This is a genomic window from Brevibacillus schisleri (assembly GCF_055685845.1).
The window spans coordinates 5,283,461-5,302,752 of the sequence record NZ_JBVNDM010000001.1 but is presented as its reverse complement, the minus strand read 5'-3'; the positions used below and the strand labels follow the sequence as shown (position 1 = coordinate 5,302,752).

Annotated in this window: 17 protein-coding genes; 10 read left to right on the top strand and 7 right to left on the bottom strand. The window is 48.6% G+C overall.

The window, feature by feature from the left end:
• Positions 1 to 168: 168 nt before the first annotated feature.
• From ACUUHJ_RS25155 to ACUUHJ_RS25145, 3 genes are all read left to right on the top strand, one after another.
• Positions 169 to 1,158 (top strand): lipoate--protein ligase, encoded by a 990-nt coding sequence (locus ACUUHJ_RS25155; RefSeq protein ID WP_142497180.1) that lies wholly within the window; start codon positions 169 to 171, stop codon positions 1,156 to 1,158.
• Positions 1,159 to 1,267: 109 nt separating this feature from the next.
• Complete coding sequence (locus tag ACUUHJ_RS25150) at positions 1,268 to 3,736, top strand: toxin Cry1Ac domain D-VI-related protein (RefSeq protein ID WP_472300245.1); 2,469 nt, start codon at positions 1,268 to 1,270, stop codon at positions 3,734 to 3,736.
• Positions 3,737 to 3,767: 31 nt separating this feature from the next.
• Positions 3,768 to 4,658, top strand: a complete 891-nt coding sequence (locus ACUUHJ_RS25145; protein ID WP_289674305.1) for a GNAT family N-acetyltransferase — start codon at positions 3,768 to 3,770, stop codon at positions 4,656 to 4,658.
• Between the two features lie 95 nt (positions 4,659 to 4,753).
• On the opposite strand, the gene ACUUHJ_RS25140 is transcribed toward ACUUHJ_RS25145, so the two are convergent.
• Positions 4,754 to 5,725: a DMT family transporter gene (locus ACUUHJ_RS25140; RefSeq protein WP_289674304.1), complete on the bottom strand. Its 972-nt coding sequence runs from the start codon at positions 5,723 to 5,725 to the stop codon at positions 4,754 to 4,756.
• Between the two features lie 171 nt (positions 5,726 to 5,896).
• On the opposite strand from ACUUHJ_RS25140, the gene ACUUHJ_RS25135 reads away from it, so the two are divergent.
• From ACUUHJ_RS25135 to ACUUHJ_RS25125, 3 genes are all read left to right on the top strand, one after another.
• A complete protein-coding gene (locus ACUUHJ_RS25135) occupies positions 5,897 to 6,757 on the top strand; it encodes a LysR family transcriptional regulator (protein ID WP_015892898.1) in 861 nt (286 codons plus the stop codon).
• Between the two features lie 107 nt (positions 6,758 to 6,864).
• Entirely contained in the window at positions 6,865 to 7,641 is a 777-nt protein-coding gene (locus tag ACUUHJ_RS25130) for a helix-turn-helix domain-containing protein (protein ID WP_472300243.1), read from the top strand.
• A 171-nt stretch (positions 7,642 to 7,812) separates the two neighbouring features.
• Positions 7,813 to 9,006, top strand: coding sequence for an MFS transporter (locus ACUUHJ_RS25125; protein ID WP_472300241.1), 1,194 nt, complete (start codon positions 7,813 to 7,815; stop codon positions 9,004 to 9,006).
• Here ACUUHJ_RS25125 and ACUUHJ_RS25120 read toward each other — a convergent pair.
• The gene (locus ACUUHJ_RS25120; protein ID WP_472300240.1) at positions 8,975 to 9,931 is read right to left on the bottom strand and encodes a helix-turn-helix transcriptional regulator; all 957 of its coding nucleotides are present in this window, start codon (positions 9,929 to 9,931) and stop codon (positions 8,975 to 8,977) included. The two genes, ACUUHJ_RS25125 and ACUUHJ_RS25120, sit on opposite strands and share 32 nt — an antisense overlap.
• Before the next feature lie 119 nt (positions 9,932 to 10,050).
• Here ACUUHJ_RS25120 and ACUUHJ_RS25115 point away from each other — a divergent pair, with 119 nt between their 5' ends.
• A complete protein-coding gene (locus ACUUHJ_RS25115; RefSeq protein WP_472300239.1) occupies positions 10,051 to 10,926 on the top strand; it encodes an SDR family oxidoreductase in 876 nt (291 codons plus the stop codon).
• Between the two features lie 51 nt (positions 10,927 to 10,977).
• Here the strand turns inward: ACUUHJ_RS25115 and ACUUHJ_RS25110 are convergent, their stop codons facing one another.
• Genes ACUUHJ_RS25110 through ACUUHJ_RS25090 form a run of 5 tightly spaced genes read right to left on the bottom strand, consistent with a single transcriptional unit; the run spans position 10,978 to position 16,719 of the window.
• Positions 10,978 to 11,538 (bottom strand): hypothetical protein, encoded by a 561-nt coding sequence (locus ACUUHJ_RS25110; protein ID WP_472300238.1) that lies wholly within the window; start codon positions 11,536 to 11,538, stop codon positions 10,978 to 10,980.
• Positions 11,539 to 11,564: 26 nt separating this feature from the next.
• On the bottom strand, positions 11,565 to 12,800 hold the full coding sequence (locus ACUUHJ_RS25105; RefSeq protein WP_472300237.1) for a benzoate/H(+) symporter BenE family transporter: 1,236 nt from the start codon (positions 12,798 to 12,800) through the stop codon (positions 11,565 to 11,567).
• 35 nt (positions 12,801 to 12,835) lie between these two features.
• On the bottom strand, positions 12,836 to 14,272 hold the full coding sequence (locus ACUUHJ_RS25100; RefSeq protein ID WP_472300236.1) for a sigma-54-dependent transcriptional regulator: 1,437 nt from the start codon (positions 14,270 to 14,272) through the stop codon (positions 12,836 to 12,838).
• Complete coding sequence (locus tag ACUUHJ_RS25095) at positions 14,241 to 15,560, bottom strand: ATP-binding protein (RefSeq protein WP_472300235.1); 1,320 nt, start codon at positions 15,558 to 15,560, stop codon at positions 14,241 to 14,243. The genes ACUUHJ_RS25100 and ACUUHJ_RS25095 overlap by 32 nt, the downstream gene beginning before the upstream one ends.
• A 10-nt stretch (positions 15,561 to 15,570) precedes the next feature.
• Positions 15,571 to 16,719, bottom strand: coding sequence for an iron-containing alcohol dehydrogenase (locus ACUUHJ_RS25090; RefSeq protein ID WP_289674296.1), 1,149 nt, complete (start codon positions 16,717 to 16,719; stop codon positions 15,571 to 15,573).
• A 262-nt stretch (positions 16,720 to 16,981) separates the two neighbouring features.
• On the opposite strand from ACUUHJ_RS25090, the gene adhP reads away from it, so the two are divergent.
• The 3 genes from adhP to ACUUHJ_RS25075 all read left to right on the top strand — a co-directional run bounded on the left by adhP (position 16,982) and on the right by ACUUHJ_RS25075 (position 19,247).
• Complete coding sequence (gene adhP / locus ACUUHJ_RS25085; protein WP_069848475.1) at positions 16,982 to 17,995, top strand: alcohol dehydrogenase AdhP; 1,014 nt, start codon at positions 16,982 to 16,984, stop codon at positions 17,993 to 17,995.
• 305 nt (positions 17,996 to 18,300) lie between these two features.
• The gene (locus ACUUHJ_RS25080; protein ID WP_289674295.1) at positions 18,301 to 18,888 is read left to right on the top strand and encodes a hypothetical protein; all 588 of its coding nucleotides are present in this window, start codon (positions 18,301 to 18,303) and stop codon (positions 18,886 to 18,888) included.
• Positions 18,889 to 18,896: 8 nt separating this feature from the next.
• Complete coding sequence (locus ACUUHJ_RS25075; RefSeq protein ID WP_472300233.1) at positions 18,897 to 19,247, top strand: VCBS domain-containing protein; 351 nt, start codon at positions 18,897 to 18,899, stop codon at positions 19,245 to 19,247.
• Positions 19,248 to 19,292: the final 45 nt, after the last annotated feature.

The window sequence follows — 19,292 nt, the reverse complement described above, 5'->3', positions numbered from 1 at the left end:
GTCAATTATCGACAATCTGAAAACGTTTTTATAGTGGATTTTTAAAAAATCAACAAAAAATTAGATTAGGAAATAATGCTTCATACATGAGCAGATTCGAAAGCAGTGCAGACCGGCAGGAAGTGGTATGATTAGGAAGATAGAACGCTTACGGATGGAGGCTCTCTCATGAAATTTATCGATAATCAAGGGATTACAGATCCGCGCATTAATTTGGCGATTGAAGAGTACGCCCTGAAGCATTTGCCCAACAGTGAAGACTATTTGCTGTTTTATATCAATGAACCCTCTATTATTATCGGAAAAAACCAAAACACGATTGAGGAGATTAATGCGAATTATGTAGAAGAAAACCATATTCACGTCGTTCGCAGACTGTCTGGCGGTGGTGCTGTTTATCACGATCTGGGCAATCTCAACTTCAGTTTTATAACGAATGATGATGGCGAGTCCTTCCACAATTTCCGCAAATTCACGGCTCCTGTGGTACAAGCCTTGAAAACATTAGGGGTAGAAGCAGAGCTCACAGGACGAAATGACATACAGGTCGGGGAACGGAAAATTTCTGGAAACGCACAGTATTCGACCAAAGGACGCATGTTCAGCCACGGCACGCTGCTTTTTGATTCGGAGATGGAAAACGTCGTGTCTGCTCTCAAGGTAAACGCAGAGAAGATCCAGTCCAAAGGGATCAAATCGATTCGCAGCCGTGTCGCCAACATCTCAGAGTTTTTGGAGACGAAGATGACCATTGAAGAGTTCCGTCTGGCGGTTCTCCGTTCGATTTTTGGAGAAGGAGAGATCGAAGAATACAAGCTGACTGAAAAGGACTGGGAGAACATTCACGAGCTTTCCCGTTCCCGTTACCAGACCTGGGAGTGGAACTACGGTAAGTCACCGAAAAGCAATTACCGTCAATCCAAACGTTTCGATATCGGTACCGTGGAGATCCAGCTTGATATTGAAAAGGGCAAAATGAAAGAAGCGAAGATATACGGAGATTTCTTCGGTGTACGTGATATAGCGGAGCTGGAAGCCGTGCTGCGAGATACGCCGTACGATCGCTCCTCAATCAGTGAGAGACTCGCCGACATCAATCTGCAGGAGTTTTTCGGGAATCTGGATCAAGCATCTTTTATCGATCTGTTACTCGTCTAAAAAAAGAACGTCAAAAACCTAACTTTTGTTAGGTTTTTTTCACTTTCCCCTCTGATAGCATTAGTTTGCATGATTTTGTCATACAAAAGAAAAAGAGGGGGTAATACATATGGGCAAACAGCAGCCAAAAGCCAAAACAATCCTAACAGCGGTTGTATCTACGGGTTTTTTGCTTTCTTTTGTCGGCAATGCCTATGCAGCCGTTTCCTATCCGATTAAAGAGATCCAGACAATTGGGACAGCCAGCGTTTCCGTAGCAGAAGAGCAAACGGGTGGGGAAGTACGAGAGGCATCAGAGGAAGTAGAAGTAGAAAAGAACCAGTCATGGGAGTCCTTGCTAGAGACAGAGGGGCACACAGCGACGAATGGATTTATTGCCTATCGATTGGAGAATGCTCCAGACAAGGCACCTGTTGCAAAGAATTTCCGTTTGACGGCCGCCATAGATGATCGAAATCCTACACGGATCAAAATCCAAAACTTTATTTGGCTAGAGAAAGAGCAGCTTGTATTGCTCAGCTTTTCACCGATTCGTGCCACGAAAAAAGAACAGACGGTTTCCCTGCGCTTGCAGTATGACGGTGAAGAAGAAGAATTTGAACCATACGTGATTGCCGAAAAAGGGACAAAAGCAGAGCGGATCGAGCTGGTAGCGGTCGCAGAGGATGCCCAGCTATCTACCAAAGATCGTACGGATAAATCGTTGCCGCTGGTCGCCGTTGCATTCGATGAAAATAACCGTATCGTTATGAAACGGGAGTTGCTCTGGAGCTCTAGCAATAAACGAATTGCGTCCGTCAACATCGAGGGCAAGGTAACAGCCAAGAACGAAGGACTCGTTGAAATTACAGCCAAAATGGACGATGCAGAAGCCGTCTTTGAGATAGCCGTAGATGGAGCCGAGCTGCCTGATTTGCCAGCGCTTTCTGTCAGCGAGACAGTGATAGAAGAAGCAGGGGCAAATGATGGCAGCATCACAGCCAAACAAACGCTCAAGCTATCAAATGGCAAGTTCCTTGGTGAACTATCAGCCGATGATATCGAAGTACATAATCTGCCTGAGGGGCTGGATATTGAGGTCAACCAAGAGAGCGACGACGAGCTCATCATTTTGTTCACGGGACAGGCCAAAAAGCATACCGTCGCGGACACTGTAAAAGAGGTTAGCTTCACGATCGACAAGCGAAGCATCAAACGAGCACAGAAAGATGTCAAAAGTGACAGTTTTTCCATCCGTTTCAGAGACCCCGTCATTGTGATTCCGTCCCCAATCGATCCTCCACCGATCCCGGCTCTGCTAAAGGCGAAGAGAGCTGTTGAAGAGCTGTTTACGGATGGAAAGAAAGAGGAGCTGCGGGAAGGAACGACCCAGAAACAGATCGATGATGCCAAGAAGCTGGTCGAAGGTCTGGATAATAGCGTGCAGGAAAAGCCTGGTCTGCTAGCCGATATCGAGAAGGCACAGGACCAGTATGACGACTTGCTGCTCGTTGAAGCCAAAAAAGCCGTGCGTGACCTGTTCACCGATGCAAATCAGGCAGCACTAAAACCGGAAGTGACACAAAGCACGATCCATGCAGCGAAGGAAAAGGTAGATAAGCTAAAGGATGGTTCGGAGGCAAAGGTATTGCTGTTGGCAGACATCCAAAAAGCACAGGAGTTATTTGATCTAGGGAATAATCTCCCGGAGGAAGTGAAGCGAGCAGTTGAGGGACTTTTTACAACGAATGATATGATCGAACTAAGGCCCAAGGTCACTCAGGAAATGATCGACGCAGCCTATTCCAAGGTTGAGCTTCTGCGTGAAGGTCCAGAAAAAACACATTGGATGTCCTATGTAGAAAAAGCACAAATGTTGTTCAACAATCCACGCGTAGATCGTTTGCCAGATGCAAAGATCGAGCTGCCGATTGCTCCGACTCAGAACCGTCAAGTTACGATTGGCGACAAATGGGAGCCCGCAATGGACAAAAGGGCATTGAGCGAATATCTTGAGGTATCTGTAAAAAACCAGCCTCTCTCGTACAACTATGACAAGCAGTTGGATCGTTTTGTTATCAATGAAAAGGAGTACATCACCGTCGAGGTCGACGAGTCTTTACTGGAAATGACCCATGGAGATTATGGAGTAACGTTTAAGGCCAAACCAGCGGTTACAGAAGATGACAACTCTTATGCAGTGTTCAAGCTGTATCGCGGCCAAGATTTACTGGATACAGAGGAGATCGGTGTCGGGTTTGATGCTACAAACCCACAATTGTCCCCAGACGTTACCGAAGAGGGAACAGCTTATACATTGTCGGCGTCAGAGCCACTACGTAATGACCCAAATCCCAATTTGCGGTTGTTATTCTCACCTTCCGGGAATTTTGACGACAAGAGAGAAGTGACGGGGTATGCCAGATTCCAGGTATCAGGAAACACCATTCACGTAACGTTTCAGGATACGTTCTACACTACGTTCGGGTCCCTCATCACAGAACAGAGCAAGGTTTCCTTTGAGCCAGGCTTCATAAGGGATAAGGCCGGGAACCTCATACAAGGTACAGCAACAGCACCTGTAAAACCCAAGCAATGAGTAAGCCAAGTCCATCGAGGAGGTACGAACATTGCAACTAGAGGAACTGACTGCTAGCACTGCACGGGCGTATAAATCGTTGGTGCACCCAAAGCACATGGAGTGGCTGGACCAGATCAACGGCTCATCTGTTTGGGGATTCGGGGCTTCTAACAACAATCAGCCTGCGGGCATCGTGTTGGGGCGATCCGCTGTAAGCGAAGGACAGGCCAAGATCATCGAGCTTGTGGTAGCAGAGGGGCATCAACGGCGGGGAATGGGCATGAAGCTGTTGTGGCACGCTGAGCAAAAAATGAGAGAACAAGGCATCAGCGATGGACAGTTTGCAGGCTTCATCAAAGCGCAGGATTTTCCATGGCTCTCCAAAATTGCGATCAGGGAAGGCTGGCAGTTGCCAAAGGTAAAAACCTATATGTACACACTCGGCTCGATGCGGATGGGAGAGTGCCAGTGGGTAGAGAAGCTGTCTCTCCCTGAAGGTTTTACCCTCTTTCCATGGAAAGACCTGACCCCAGCAGAGCGTCTGGAAATTGAGCAAGGTGAAGGGCAATGGTACACGTCGCTTTTGTCGCCATTTTTTGAAGAAGGAAAATTCGATCCCGATTACAGTACAGGCTTGCGCTATCAGGGGAAAGTCATTGGCTGGGTGATCGTACAGCGAATGGCCGGGAATCTGCTTTTATACAAAACGATGTTTGTCCAGGAAAAGTATCAGAAGCAGGCAAGAGGAATTACGCTTTTGATGAAAACCATTGAACAGGTGCAGCCAGCGTTTCCTTTTGGCATTTGCTTTATCGAGCATGACAACGAGCCCATGCTGCGGTTCATGGAAAGAAGGTTGGGCCCGACGATTTTGCACCGCAAGCTCTGGATTGAAACAACGAAGGTACTAGTCGGACAATATTCGGATCACTTCTGTTAAACATGTATGCATCACGCAGGGGTAGTGGCGACCATCGATAGAAAAAAGGATAGAGATTCAGGGCTTCCTGAATTTCTATCCTTCCTTTTTTTAGACTACATGGACGGAACTTTTCTTCCACTCGGTTGTTGCTTGGTGACGGAACGGTATTGGAGTTGCTTTCTTTGGAAGTGATTGTTCCCGATCAGGGCCAGGATCACGAGCAAGGTGCCGCACAATTCGTAACGGCTGATCTCATATCCTTGAAACGCCATCATGGCAAAGGTCGTGATTGGAACCAGGTTGATAAACAAAATGCCGTTGAGCGGAGTGAGCAGCTTGATGCCTGCATTCCAGCTCAAAAGAGCAACAAAGCCGGGTAAAAGAACCATGAACGCCATTTCGTATTTGATGGACATCACCGTTTCGAAGGTAGGAACCGGAAGCCATTGAAAGAGTGAGGAGGTCGTGACAATCACGAAATTCACTCCTGTTCCCAATAGACACGTCAACGTGGAGTAGCGAAGCGTAGACCACGTGTTAAAACGTCCGCCGCCGATCGAGTAGACAACCCAACCCACGACACCGATGAAAATGAAGAACAACGGGATCAAATGCTCACTTGCTGTAGTAAAGAAGGTAAGATTGCCATTGGTAATTACAAGGACAGCGCCCACCAAGGCTACGAGAATCGTCGCCAACGTATAGGACGGCGGCAGCCTTCTAGTGGTAATGGACAAAAGTACAATCGAGATCATCGGCATGAGCACTTCCATAATGGACGCGGCAATCGTGCCTGGCTCTCCCATCAAATCCTGCCCGAGAAATACTCCCATATTGTAGACGGTAAACGCCATTGTTCCAAAAAACAGCAGAGACTTCCCGCGCCCCTCAAAACGAAAAGCAGACAAGCCTTCTTTTGCCCAAAGCAAACCGCACAAGATGACCGTTACGAAAAAATAGCGAAGAAATGAGAAGTAAAATGGATCGATCTCTTGCAGTGCGATGTGCGCAACTGGAAACATCGCCCCCCATGACATACTGGCGACCATGCAGAAAATAGACCCCAAAAGTAGTTGCTTGTTCATTATGCGATTTCTCCCTTTTCCTATGTGTTCAAAAAGATGTCTTTTTGAACTTTCTCTTAGTTGCTTAAATGTTGACTTACCACATCATACTGGATGCAAATATGTTAGTATAATGATTGATAATAACTTTATGTATCATTTTCAGTGATGGATGAAAAGAGGGAGAGAAACGTGGAGATCAATGATTTGAAAATATTCCAGATGGTCGCCACATTGGGCAGCGTGAGCAAGACAGCAGCCGAGCTGAGCTACGTTCAGTCGAATGTGACGGCGCGGATCAAGCTGCTGGAAAAAGAGCTGGGGACACCTTTGTTTTATCGCAACAAGCGAGGCATGACCTTAAATACGGAAGGGAAGCGCCTACTCGAATATTCGCGGGAGATCATCGCCAAATTCGAAGAAATGCAAAAGTACTTTCATCGGGCTTCCGAGCCTTCCGGGGTGCTGGAGGTCGGGATGGTCGAGACGATCAATGCCCTTCCGAGGTTGCTATCCTCGTATTGCAGCCAGTATCCGCATGTGGATCTTTCACTGAAGGCGGGCGTGACAGAGCATTTGCTACAAAAAGTATTGGATCTCGCGTTGGATGGAGCGTTCGTGAGTGGACCGATTAACCATCCTTTGATCGAGCAGGAGCAAGTGTTTCAAGAGGAGCTGGTGTTGGTAACGAAAAACAGTTCCTTCACCGCCAGTGATATCACAGGGAAAGCTCTTTTGCTCTACAAAAAGGGCTGCGGGTATCGAGAACGGTTAGAGACTTGGATGAAGGTGGAGGGCTTGATTCCGAAAAAAGTGATGGAGTTCGGAACGTTTGAGACCATTATCGGGGGCGTAGCAGCGGGGATCGGTATTACCATTTTGCCGAAGTCGGCCGTACATCACCTGGTCGAGAGCGGAACGGTTCATATTCATCGCATCCCGGAGCCTTATCATGAGGTGACAACCGTTTTTATTCGTAGAAAAGATTCATTTGTAACGAACACGATGCAAGCGTTTCTGGACGAAATCCGTTTGCAAAAAGCGAAAGCGTAACTGCTGCAATTTACTCCTTCCATTCTTCAGAAAAATATGGTAAATTTCATTTCAGAACAAATGTTCTGTATTTCACTGTGAAGAAGAGGGAGGGAGTAGCTCGATTGATGGACAGGTATACCGAAATTGACGAAGTGATTGCTTATATACATCGGCATTTAGACGAGCCTTTGCCACTTTCCCGGTTGGCGAATCATGTTGCGTATAGTCAGTATCATTTTGCCCGAATTTTTAAAGAAAGAATCGGTCTCCCACCTCTTTATTACGTATCGACTATGCGACTCCAAAGAGCAAAGGATTTACTGCTTCGCACAAACATGAGTGTTCGGGACATTGGTCTGGAAATTGGTCAGCAGAGTATGGGTACGTTCTCTACCCGTTTTACGGAGCGTGTCGGGGTATCGCCTAGCGAATTTCGAGAAACGGCTCAGCTAGCGGAAGACCGACTTCGTTCCTTGCAGCATTTGACAGAGTGGAGTCGGTTACACCCGGCCCCCGAACGACCAATGACCATTGCAGGGACAATCGAGTCCACAGAGCCTTTTCAAGGCGTCATTTTGATTGGATTGTTTGCCAAGCCGATTCCAGAAGGTCTTCCTTTATACGGAACATTGCTGCCCTCGCTAGGCGATTTTTGTTTTATCAATGTCAAGCCGGGCACGTATTACTTGATGGCGACATCTGTTGCCTGGGGCATGCAGGCGATGGATTTTCTCTTACCTTATGAGACCTTGCGCACACGTTCCAAGAAACCAATTATTGTCACACCAACTGCGATCGTCCCTCATCAGCAGGTTACTCTTCATGTGCCTCATCCGGACGACCCTCCCATCTTGATTTCTCTTTCTTTGCTCATGAATAGATTCATTCAGGGGCTTCCTTAAATAAGAGAACAAGAATCCCTTATTTTAAAATGGCGGTCTTACGAATCATGGGACTGCGCCTACTATCACAATAGTCGAACTTCTTTCCGCGAGCAGGATATTGGACGAAAAAGTGAAATGATAACTAGGCGTGAATATCATGCGCAAAAGAAAGGAAAGCAGGGGAAGAGAATGTCAAAGCCTTACAAAAAAGTTTTTTGGGCAGCCGGTTTTGGCTGGATGTTCGATGCCATGGATGTTGCACTTTTATCTTTTATTATGGTGGCATTACGACAGGAATGGGGTTTGACGGGGGAAGAAGCCGGGCTATTAGGGACGGGCAATCTCGTCGGCATGGCGATTGGAGCGATTGCAGGTGGCTATTTGGCTGACCGAATTGGCCGCAAGCCAGTGTTTTTGCTGACCCTGATCTTGTTTGGTTTGGCGAGTTTTGCGAGCGCTTTCGCAACTGGCTTTGCGACCATGCTGCTGTTTCGCTTCCTGATGGGACTCGGTTTGGGTGCCGAGCTGCCAGTAGCCTCGACGCTGGTAAACGAGTTTGCGCCACCGGAGAAGCGAGGAAGTACGGTTGTACTGCTGGAGAGCTTTTGGGCGGTCGGTTGGATCGCCGCAGCCGTCATATCGTATTTCATCATTCCGGACTATGGCTGGCGCGTGGCTGTCATGATCGGGGCGTTACCCATTGTGTACGCCTGGTTCGCTCGGAGGAGTATTCCTGAATCTCCGCAGTTTCAAAAGCAGGCTGAAAAGATTCCGGTTGGAAAGCTGTTGACGTCTCATCGCACAGAGACAATTACGCTGTGGGTCGTCTGGTTTGCAATTGCGTTCTCGTACTACGGCATGTTTCTATGGATGCCATCTGTATTGGTCGACAAAGGCTTTACAATGATCAAAAGCTTCCAGTACGTACTGATCATGACGTTGGCCCAACTGCCAGGTTATTTCGCGGCAGCCTATTTGGTGGAAAAATGGGGACGGAAATGGACGCTGGCGACCTTCCTGTTTATGACTGGTGTGATGGCGTTCGCTTTTGGACAAAGCAGTGGCACCATGGAGCTGTTGGTGACGGGAGCCTTCTTGTCTTTCTTCAATCTGGGTGCTTGGGGTGCTTTGTACGCGTACACGCCGGAAAATTATCCGACACCGCTGCGCGCTACCGGTTCCGGTATGGCATCCGGTGTCGGAAGAATCGGCAGTATTATCGCGCCGTATCTCGTCGGTTACTACTCGTCGCATCATTACAGCTACACGTTCATTTTTAGCGTATTTACAGCGGTTCTGATCTTGGGAGCAATCGTGCTGCTCATGTACGGACGAGAAACAAAAGTCCTTGCTAATTCGGGACCTCGTACAGGCCAAGTATAGCACGCACCTGCTCCATGACCTCACGTTTCAGTTCTTGTGGCTCCAACACTTGAATGTGCGGGCCGAAGCTGAGCACTAGTGAGCATGCTGATGCAAGTGTATGAAATTCAACCTCTGCTTCCATCCAGTCGTCTGTTGCGGCTTGGGTGGAAGCTATTTTTATATAACGCTCCTGTTTTACAGCAGGTAACGTTCCTTTTTTGACGAGTAACCGCGCAGGATAACGTGGGAGGCTGGACTTGAAGTCCATTGTGGATTGTTCCCAATAAGAAGCGAGGTCGAACTCACTTGGGCGGATGAAGCCATCATCTAACAGATGTGCATCCAACAGTCGTGAAATCCGGTACGTCCGCATGTCCTCGTCCACTTGTGCGACCAAATACCAAATGCTGCGCTTGGCGACGAGTCCGAGCGGGCAGACAATTCGCTCTACGGCCACATCCTCGCGCATGTAACGAATGAACAGCTTGCGGGAAAGCCATATGGCATCTTGAACCACTGACAAGAAAGGAAACGTCTCCGTCGATTCGTGCCAACCAGCCCCATCGATATGAAGGAGCTGACGTACGTGGATAGCATCCTGCTGAACCGTTTTTGGCAGCGCGGACAGCAGCTTGAGAAAAGCAGCTTCATAGTTTTCATGCAGCCCGAGATCATTCAACAAGGCAGCAGGGGACGCTACGAGCAGTGATTGCAGCTCATCTATTTTCATTCCGGTCAAATTACTGCGATACCCTTCTGCCAAAGCCCAGCCCCCATCTGCACCGCGCAGCGCATAGACGGGAACACCTGACGCACTCAAAGCTTCCATATCACGATGAACAGTTCTCTCGGACACCTCCAGCCTTTCAGCTAATTGCTTGGATGTCATGCGACCGTGGTTTTGCAAGAGTAACAGGATCGTAAGGAGTCGATCTGCCCGCATAAAAAGCCCTCCTAGAAGTAAGAACAACATTACTTTGATTGTATCGTAACGAATATGACAGCAGTTGTCATATTTACTTCGTTATGCTTCATGTATGAATCGATAAGGAGGCATGACGAATGAAACCATTACAAGGCAAAGTAGCAGTGGTAGCAGGCGGCACAAGAGGAGCAGGACGGGGGATTGCGGTCAGTCTGGGAGAGGCAGGGGCGACGGTATATGTGACGGGACGCACGGTGCGTGGTCAGCACTCTGATATGGCACGACAGGAGACAATTGAAGAGACAGCAGAGCTCGTGACGGCAAGCGGCGGAAACGGGATCGCTGTGCGAGTCGATCATACGCAGGAACAAGAGGTAAAAGCATTCTTTGAGCGAGTAAAGGTGGAGCAAAATGGACAACTCGATCTTTTGGTCAATGACATCTGGGGTGGAGATCCGTTGACTCACTGGGGGACGCCGTTCTGGGAGCAGCCATTGGCAGACGGGCTATTGATGCAAGAACGCGCCATTCGTACGCATATGATTACCAGTCACTATGCGGTTCCACTCATGGTCGCACAGAAAAAAGGGCTGATTATCGAGATCACGGACGGAATCGACTATCGGTACCGCGGCAATCTGTACTACAGCTTGGCAAAAATATCGACGATTCATCTAGCAGTGTCGATGGCAGAGGACCTGCGCCCGCACGGGGTTACCACGTTGGCTTTAACACCGGGATTCCTACGCTCAGAAGCGATGCTCGATCAATTTGGCGTGACAGAAGAGACGTGGAGAGAGGCAGCGAAGCAAGACAAGCATTTCCTCATGTCGGAAACACCTACGTACATCGGTAGAGCGGTGGTTGCGCTGGCTTCGGACCCAGCAGTCGCAGAAAAAACAGGGAAAACGCTCAGTACATGGGGCCTGTCGGACGAGTACCCCTTCACGGATAGAGACGGCAGCCGTCCGCATTGGGGAAATTACGCCGAGGAACAAGGGTTTTACCGCTAGTTTCAGGGAACATACAAAACGGCTCCTCAGATTCATTCGAGGAGCCGTTTCTTAGATTGCATCCAGTACATCCTCTTCCGTAATAGAGGGAATTTCGTCTGACACAAACACGTTCTTATACTCCGTGCCGCTGTCCCCTCCGGTCGCTTTAAATAACTGGTTGGGTGTATTTGGAAACCATCTCACGTGACCAACTTCTTCATCATAACCACCGTTAAGAAACAGAAGATACTCGCCTTCTGGAATTTCAGTCTGATTATGATCCGCAATCGGAGCGATCTCTTTATCTTTATCAGGTTGAAAACCTACGACGCGGTACAGCTTGATCGTATCTCCCGCCTTAATCTGGTGATCGGTGAGGTTTTGAAACACGTTGTCCACGGCTACTTCATACACATAGACTAAGAGGACATCGGTTTTTTCTTCTTTGTATGCTTGGGGAACGGAGCCTTTCAAAATAACCATGGCGTCTTGGGTGATTTCTTCTGTGGATGAAAAAGTTTTCGATAGCGCAAAACCACCTGAGGAGTGTGTGGACTCCTTCGTCGTGCAAGCAGAGCCGATCGCTAAAAGGAAAGCTGAAAGAATGATGACACCAAACCATTTTTTCACGAGACTCTCTCCTCACGTTCAGGCAGCTATGCCAACGGCTGCGTTTTCTTCTTTTTCCCATACCAGCTTTTCACATTGCCATTCAAAATCAGATGAGTGATCACCCCCGCAATCAAGCCCCAGAAAGCAGCGCCGATTCCGCCAATGGAGATGCCGGAAATTGTGACGAGAAACGTAACCAAGGCGCATTCCCGTTCCTTCGCTTCGCTCATCGCCTGTGCGAGGCTGGAACTGAGCGAGGCAAACAGAGCCAAGCCAGCAATGACAGCAATCAATTCTTTGGGCAAAGCAGCGAACACCGAAGCCATCGTAGCGCCAAACATCCCGAAGAGTAAGTAAAAGCCCCCGCAGGCAATTCCGGCAATGTAGCGCTTGGTATGATCCGGATGAGCTTCTTTTCCCGTGCAAATAGCCGCTGTAATTGCTGCCAGATTGATACCTGGTGAACCAAAAGGAGAGAGCAAGAGCGACGCGATGCCAGTTGTCGTTACGAGCGGTCCGGCAGGTGTATCGTACCCGTCTGCTTTTAAAACGCTAATTCCTGGAGCGTTCTGCGAGGCAAGCGCAACGATGCACAATGGAATCCCCAAGCCGATGATCGCATCGAGAGAAAACGTCGGCATCGTAAAGACGGGCTGGACGAGGGACATCTGGACATTGTCCATTTGCAAGCGCCCCAAAAGAAAGGCGACACCTAAGCCGACGAAAAGCGTAAGCACGACAGCATATCGTGGCGACCAGCGTTTTGCGAACAAATAGCAAAAGATCATCGGCAGAGCCAATGCAGGTAGGTGCTGCATGGAAACAAAGACTTCTACGCCAAAAGACAGGAGAATCCCCGCGAGCATGGCGGTCGTAATCGACTGCGGGACGTATTTCATCAAGACGGAAAATAAACCGGAAGCACCGACGAGCGTAATGACCACCGCCGAAAAAATATACGCGCCAATCGCGTCGGGAAAGGAGTATACCGTCAAGCTGGTGACTAACAGAACGGCCCCCGGAGTCGACCAAGCCGTAATGACCGGGGTACGAAACCAGATGCTGAGCACAATGCACGTCAAGCCGCTCCCAATCGAGATGGCCCAAATCCAAGAAGCGAGGACAGCATTGCTGAGTCCTGCACCCTTGGCAGCTTGGAAGACGATCAGTAATGGTCCTGCATAGGAGACCATCGTGGCGATGAGTCCTACAATAACGGCAGATAGAGAGAAGTCAGCAGGGATTTTTTTTAGGGTCGAGAAAGGTTTTTCGGGAACCACGACGTGAATGCCTCCTAGATGCGCCAATGCAGACGTTATGCTTTTTCGTTCAAAATGTAGCGAATCGTCCGTTTGGTGATGTTTAATTTTTTGCTTAAAAGCTGTCTGTTTCCATTCGTTTCGGTCAAGCCCTTTTCGATAATCGTTCGCCCGATCTCGCCTTCGAGCTGTTTAATCCGCTTGATCAAATAATCGAAGTCGATCCCGTCTACAGAGGTGACAAGGCGACTGATCGTATCGACAAAGCGCTCGCATTCGTGATCAATAACGTGCTCGATCCGTTTGGGGACAATCGGCGGCTGCACCTGTATCGTGCGGCTCCGCAAATTCGCTGGCAAATGCTCGGCACGCAGTCGTTCGCATTCGTGCAACGCGATGGTTTGATTGAGTACGTTGATTAGTTGGCGGACATTGCCTGGCCAATCGTAGCGCTGCAAGAGCTCAATGGCATCCTGATCGATTTCACATGGCTCTCCACTGCGCTTTTGCAAGTAGTAGCGCGCGATTGTGGGGATATCCTGAATCCGTTCGCGAAGAGGTGGAATCGACAGCTTGATCCCTTCCAGACGATACAACAGATCACTGCGGAAACGATTCATTTCGACTTCATGCTCCAAATCACGGTTCGTAGCAGAAATAAAGCGAATATTGCTCTGACCGATCTGCTCACCACCGACCCTCATGAATTCTCCCGTCTCCAGCGTACGCAAGAGCTTCACTTGGATAGAAGGGGGAGCCTCCCCGATCTCATCGAGAAACAGCGTTCCGTTATGTGCCAGCTCGAACAAGCCTTTGCGTGATTTGAGCGCTCCGGTAAAAGCCCCCTTTTCATAGCCGAACAGCTCACTTTCCAGTAAGGATTCCGGCACGGCCCCGCAGTTAAAAGCGACAAAAGGCTGCTGGGCGCGATTGCTTGCTCCGTGGAGAAAACGGGCCATCAGCTCCTTGCCGGTACCTGTTTCGCCCTCAATAAGGACGTGGATCGCCTTTTTTGCTAATTTTTTGGCAATTGCGGTCACATTAGCCATCGGACTGTCAGATGAATACACGATACCATATTGGGCGGCTTCTTGGGATAGGTGATCGCTGTGTTTGCTGGAAGGGGAGAGCACCGTGTCGATGACCTGCTCCAGACTGTCCAGATCGTCGAAAGGCTTTTCCAAGTAATCGCGAGCACCCCATTGCATCGCTGTCACAGCCGATTTAATCGTACTGAAGCCCGTCATAATCAAGACTTCACAGGCGGGGAATACGGCCTTGATCTGTTTGAGCAGCGTCAACCCGTCGGCATCTGGCAACTTCAGGTCCACGAGTGCAGCGTGAAAGCCGGTAGAATCCGAGTGAAGCAGCCGTTCCACGTCCTTGCCAGAGTTGGCAACGACGATATCGCAGTCTTTTTTCTTGAGAAAATAGGTGAAAAAGGTAGTCACTTCTGTTTCATCATCCACGATCAAAATCCGTTTTTTCTCCATTGTTGTCCTCCTCGTCAGCTAACAGTGGCAAAAGCATCGTAAACTTGCTGTACTCTCCCTCCACGCTTTCGGCAAACAGCTTCCCGCCGTGAGCTTCTGCAATTCCAAGACTGACGGAAAGTCCAAGACCAGTCCCTTTTGTCCGTTCCTTCGTCGAGAAGAAGGGCTGAAAAATCTGCGAAAGCTGCTCTGCACAAATGCCTGTGCCGTTATCGTACACGGATAAGCCTACGTAAGAGCTATTCTCCTCTTGTACGAGGAAGGAACGGATGACGATGTGTGGAGCTTCCCTGCCTGCCACAGCGTCCCGTGCATTTAACAGGAGATTGATGAGAATTTGCTCGATCTGATGACGACTTCCATGAAACAGCAGAGGAGGCTCGTACATTTCCCGGGTTATGGTCAAGCCGGAAACAGATAGCTGGTAGCCAATTAGCCCAAGTACGTCCTCTACGACCTCGTCAATAGAGGTTGTGGAAAACAAGTACTCTTCCTGCCGCGAGAAGGTGAGCAGGTTTTGAATGATCTTTTTGCAGCGCACCCCGCATTGATAGATGTCTTTCATCAAAGGAGCCTCTGGTGCATCTGCATCTGTCCTCTCGCGCATGAGCAATTGAGAGTTTCCGAGGATAGCTGTGAGCGGACTGTTCAACTCATGGGCAATGCCAGCAGCCATCTCGCCAATCGCCGCCATTTTTGCGGATTGAATCAGTTGGGCTTCGATTTTGATTTTTTCATTCACGTCTTGAAAAAGCAGGCTGTTTTCTACGACGACGCCGACATGGCTGGCGACGAGCTGGATTAATTCGGTTTCGTCCCGATCGACTGGCTGATTTGTTTGGCGTAAAAGCGTCAGAAATCCAAAGGTCTGATTCAGCTGGCTGCGCAGTGGAACAGAGGTGGCGTGATGCTCAGGCAGCACTTCGGCAAGGGTAAGATGAACCTGCCCAGTGAGGACAGGGGCTTCCACAGAAACGGTCTGTGTCAGCGTATGGCATTGCCACTCCGTATCATTCCACTTGGCGAGATAAGAGGAGAGCATGCCTCCCTTCACGATGGTCAGGGCAAAATGCTCAAACACGAGAATTTGCGAGAGCTGGGCGGCGATATAACTGGTTGTTTGTTGCCAGGTGGCGTTGATCTGGATTTGTGTCAGCTGGTTAATGACGGCCAGCTGCTTGTTTTTCTTTTTCATCTCCTCGATCAAATAGACGAGCTCGCTGTAATAGCTTTTTCGCGAGGATTGAATCCCGGTCAATTTTTCTAGAATCTCTTGTTTGGTATGCATGGCGAACCTCCTACAAGGCTTGGCGAAACAGCGTCGCGACATCGTGGACGGTCATGTCGCGGGGATTGGTCGTCATGCACACGTCCAGCACAGCGAGAGAACTGAGCAGGTCGATTTGCTCTGGATGCAGCCCGATGGCCGACAACGATTGGGGCACCTCCAGATCACTTACCAGCTCCTTGACCGCTTTGAGTGTGAGACGAGAGGCGGCATGTGTGCTTAAGCCCGCTGTGTTTTCGCCGAGGCACTCTGCGATTTGCCTGTATTTTTCCGGTGCCGCGATGTAGTTGTACTCGAGCACATGGGGGAGCAGGATGGCATTCACCTCGCCATGTGGAGCGTCGAGGAATCCCCCGAGCTGATGGGACATGGCATGCACAGCACCGAGTATGGCGTTGGAAAAAGCGATTCCGGCTTGAAGACTCGCCATGGCCATCGCTTGCTTGGCCTCTGTATTGTATTGACTGGCGACAGATGGGCGCAAATGCTGGGCGATGAGGCGTATGGCTTGTAGGGAATGCACCTCGGTCAGCGGTGTTGCGGCGAGCGAAATATACGATTCAATGGCATGTGTCAGCACATCTATGCCTGTATTGGCAGTGAGCAGCTTGTCCTTGGTCATCAAGGTTTGCGGATCGATGATAGCAATATCGGGTATGAGCGATTTGGAGATGATTGCCATTTTCACTTTGCGTGCACTGTCCACAATAATAGAAAATTGCGAAACCTCCGAACCGGAGCCCGCTGTCGTCGGTACCATCACCATGGGAGGAAGAGGATGCTGGATATTGTCGACGCCTTCGTATTGGACGATGCTGCCCTCGTTGGTAGCCAACAGCGCGATGGCCTTTGCTGCATCAATAGCACTGCCTCCACCAACACCAAGAATGGCATTACACTCCTTGGCCCGATATTCGGCAATCCCGGCATGAATCTCGTAATCTTTCGGATTGGCTGTCACGTTGGTCCATAGATGGTAGTCGAGCTTTTGCTGCTGCAAGTAAGAGATGATCCGCTCGATCCAGCCTGCGTTTGCGACTCCAGGATCACTAACAAGAAAGACACGAGAAGCTCCCAATCGGCGCAAGCTTTCCCCTACCTGGCCGAGAGACTGGTTCCCGAAAATAATTTCCGGCGTCATGAACTTGGATATTTGCATGTGTTCGCCCCCTTTTTCCACTACGTATGTAATACCGCAGACAAGGAGGAATACCCTTTTTCGGCCAAAAGGTTGGCAAGTGGGGCCGTTTTTTCGGCTCATGTGCCGTAATATCGGCTGCTTGAAAGAAAAGAATCCACGTAATGGTCTTATTTTTGAAGCGCTTTCATTTTGGCATACTGCTTGCAAGTAGTAGGAGGCGGGAAGAACACCTGCCCTTTGCGCACATGCCTGAAGGGGAAAAAAGAGGAGGAAGGTCAAGATGAAAGCAGCAGTAGTCAACGAGTTCCATCAAAAGCTGGAAGTAAAGGAAGTTGCCATTCCAGAGGTCGGACACGGTGAGGTTCTGGTAAAAATCAAGACATGTGGTGTCTGCCATACGGACCTGCATGCGGCACACGGGGATTGGCCTGTGAAGCCAAAGCTGCCTTTGATTCCTGGGCATGAGGGCGTAGGTGTTGTCGAAAAGCTGGGGGAAGGCGTAACCTCGCTGAAAATTGGTGATCGGGTAGGCATTCCGTGGTTATTCTCCGCTTGCGGCGAATGCGACTACTGCCTGACAGGGTGGGAGACACTGTGCATGCAGCAGTTAAATGGGGGCTATTCCGCAGACGGTGCTTATGCCGAATATTGTGTAGCGCCTGCTGCTTACGTGGCACGCATTCCTGACGAGCTGGGTGATGTGGAAGCAGCGCCGATCCTGTGCGCAGGGGTAACTACGTATAAAGCATTGAAGGTAGCAAACGTGAAGCCGGGTGAATGGGTAGCGATCTACGGCATCGGTGGCTTGGGGCATGTGGCTCTCCAATATGCCAAGGCGATGGGCTACAACGTCGTAGCTGTCGATATTCACAAGGAGAAGCTGGACTTGGCAAAAGAACTAGGGGCAGATGTGACAGTAAACGGCAGTGAAGTAGATCCGGTACAAGCCATTCAAGAGCAGGTGGGCGGTGTCCACGGTGCGATCAGCGTGGCCGTTACCAAGAAGGCGTTTGAACAAGCCTACAAATCCGTTCGACGCGGCGGCTCTCTCGTCGTTGTTGGCTTACCGAATGCAGAGCTGCCCATCCCGATTTTTGACACGGTGTTGAATGGCGTGACGGTGAAAGGCTCCATCGTGGGGACGCGCAAGGATATGCAAGAAGCACTTGATTTTGCGGCACGTGGCAAGGTTCGCGCGATCATCGAGACGCAACCGCTTGATCAGATCAACGATGTATTGGAGCGTTTGGAAAAAGGTCAAATCAATGGTCGGGTTGTTTTGACGATGGAGTAATCGAAGGATAGGTGAAGCTGTTGTCGGGCTATGCTTTTCGTAAGCATGGGCTGGGCGACAGCTTTTTATTTGTATGAAGGATAGCCAACAATGGGTAATCACTAAAGAAGCAAAATAATAAATGAATAAGTGAAGTGAAGCAACGTAGTACGGCTATTTCATAAGGCTAATTATGGCCAAGGGATAGCCTTTCATTTTTTGTTAGCAACCTACAAAATTTGTAAAAAAAGACCTATGTAAAAACGTGGATATATAATCTATAATTTATATGTTATGTAAAAAATAGGGATAATGGAGGCGTTTTTTTGAAGAAGTACATAAGAATATTTTTAGCTTTCGTTCTATTATTAACAGGTTCAGTCCCAATAAGCTATCTTCCAAATGCGGTGCAAAGAGTGTCTGCGTCTAGTTTACAAGAGGTGAATCTCTCAAGTTCTGATGAAGAGAAGGTTGATCAAAAAGTAAAATCATTATTCGCATCTCATGAAAAAGTGGAATTACGAGTCGGGGAATCGACAAACGTTCGTATCTTTAGTGACTCCTATAGCAACAGTAGTGATGTTACTCAAGAGGTTTCTTGGAACCCCAAAAAGAAAGATGTTGTATCTATTAAAAACGGAGAGTTTACTGCAACAGCTATTGGTTCAACGTTGGTAACTGTTCAGTATGGAGAACAAGAATTAAAAATTCCAGTTCAAGTATCACCTAACCCAGAGAATCTTGAGATTAAGGCAAGTGAAAATGAAGGAAGCGTCTTTTTGAGTTGGGAAAATGCGGATGATGCTATTTATACAGTGAAGCGGGGAGTAAATAAGCGAAAGTACGAAGTTATTGCAAGTGATCTAAAGAAGCACACTTATCTAATGGAGATACCGTTGTTTCAAAGCCAGTAAAAATCAAAATGAAAAAAGGACAGAATGACTTTACATTAGAAACTGATTCTACTAGCCTTGACCTTCAAGTCGGTGAATCCAAATCAGTAGAAATAATTGCAAAGTTTACAGATGGTACGACTAGAGATGTAAGCATCAAGATAAAATGGAAAGTCGAAGATGAGAGTATTGTTTCGATAACCAACGAAAAGATAGAAGCAATGAATGCAGGGAAAACGAGGATCATCGGCTTTTACAATCAAAAAGAAATCCTACTGGAAGTATCGGTTGGTACCGATGAATCCTGCGCGGCAATAGAGAAACCTAAGATGATTCCTTGTAAAAGGAGCAACATACTCCACATATCCTTTCGTTATTGAAATTTCCATACAAGGATACATTAGTCTCTTTTTTTATTTCCTGTT